The sequence below is a fragment of the Gordonia sp. (in: high G+C Gram-positive bacteria) genome (genome assembly GCF_020438995.1).
Classification (GTDB): domain Bacteria; phylum Actinomycetota; class Actinomycetes; order Mycobacteriales; family Mycobacteriaceae; genus Gordonia.
In genome coordinates this window covers 1-1,626 of the sequence record NZ_JAGQTN010000321.1, presented here as the reverse complement: position 1 = coordinate 1,626, position 1,626 = coordinate 1, and the positions used below count along the sequence as shown (strand labels likewise).

1 protein-coding gene and 2 pseudogenes are annotated in these 1,626 nt (G+C 64.8%); 2 read left to right on the top strand and 1 reads right to left on the bottom strand.

Going from position 1 to position 1,626, the window contains the following annotated elements:
- Positions 1-328: pseudogene (locus KDB67_RS22240) on the bottom strand (acyl-CoA oxidase); the annotation flags it as partial.
- A gap of 258 nt (positions 329-586) precedes the next feature.
- Here KDB67_RS22240 and KDB67_RS22235 point away from each other — a divergent pair.
- Positions 587-1,015, top strand: a complete 429-nt coding sequence (locus KDB67_RS22235) for a hypothetical protein (protein WP_291020726.1) — start codon at positions 587-589, stop codon at positions 1,013-1,015.
- 166 nt (positions 1,016-1,181) lie between these two features.
- Positions 1,182-1,460: pseudogene (locus KDB67_RS22230) on the top strand (helix-turn-helix domain-containing protein); the annotation flags it as partial.
- Between the last annotated feature and the right edge of the window lie 166 nt (positions 1,461-1,626).

Below are 1,626 nucleotides of genomic sequence, written 5' to 3'. Positions count from 1 at the left end.
CACCGGATTTCACCATCAGTGACAGATCGGCATAACCGAGCGTCTCGATGCCGGTGACCGCGGCCCCCACATCGCCGGTGCCACCATGATCGGCTGCGAAACCCGGTGCGGCGAAACCATTCCCGGCTAGTGACCGCATGGTGTCGAGTATCTGGGCGCGGGCCTGATCGAGCGTGCGCGACGGGTCGGGCAGCAGCTCGGCGCGATCGATGTTCTCCCTGACCATCTCCCGGGTCTCGTGCCACGGCCCGTCGAGGATTTCGCGCAGGATTCCGGCAGCGGCGGTGTCGCCGGAAGCGGTTGTGTCGGGTGTTACCGGTGCGGACATGGCCTCCACCGTAGGCGAGCCGGACACGGATCGGTGTGATTCGGGGCACCCGGTGGGGGCTGAGGTTGCGATCAATGCCGGTTTCCGGGACTGGCGGCACACTCGGCACCTGTTTCAAGTCAGGAGTCCTGCCTCTATACGTGATCCGGTTGCAGGTGTACGATCGAGGCGTTCAATTCCGGCAATTCCGGCTGCCCCAGGATGTCTATCGTGAACACCCGACGTCTGGCCGCGACGGCGGTTGCCGCAGTCGCCTCGGTGGCGGCCGTCGCCGGGGTCGTCGCCCCCGCGTCGGCCACGGTCTACCGCAACACGATCGGTGTGGCGTCCTGCGTCAACCAGCCGACCGCGCCACAGGTCTGTGTGACCACCCCGACCGTGGTCGTCTTCACCACGACAGGGTTATTGCGCCTGCGGTTCACCGCGAATGCCGATCACTGCTCGGACATGATCGCGACGCCGGTGGTCGACGGGCGACGATTGCGAGGAGTGCGACTCGGTCCGGGTGAAACCACGCCCTGGTACTTCGCGCGGAAGCTGACGGATGGAAAGGTGACCCCTGGAAAGGTCAGCATCGGTGTGCAGGCCACGGGTGTACCGGGCGGGTGCAACCGCGGCTGGTTGCAGTCATGGAGTGGCACGCTGAACGTCAGGACCGGGACAGACGCACCCATACGTTTTGACTGACGCGGCGGTTCACTGGCGGGGGCGCCCGCTGTGTCGCCTGTCGCATGTAGCGCCATGTAAGCAGTGACTGTCAGCCGTTGAGTGTCGAGGTGTGGACACGATCAGGCCCGCTATGGCGAGGCTGCGGTTGGAGGGTCGGTGCTAGTGACGGTGGATACTGATGCGCATGTCTTCGAGCGAACCTGTGGACCTGCGGCTGCGGGTGGTGGCCGAGTCGATCCGGTTGTTCGCCGCGCAGGGGTACGAGTCGACGACTGTTGATCAGATCGCGGAGGCGGCGGGGGTGTCGCGGCGGACGCTGTTCCGGCAGTTCCGGTCGAAAGAGGATGTGATCTTCGCCGATCACGAGGCTTTGCTGGACTCGGTGGCCGCGCAGCTCGCCGACAGTGTCGGGGATCCCTATGAATCAGTTTGTGCGGCAGCAGAATCGGTATTCGCGCATTTCCGGCCATCGAGTTCGGGATCATCCGCGTCGGCGACGTCGTCGTTGCGCAGCGCCTTGAACACCCTCTGAATGGTGGAGATCGCGACCGATGTGGCGTCGGGCATCGGTCCGCGTCGGATTCGGTTGACGTTGTACAACTCGGTGAACTTACGCCCATCGTCCGGTG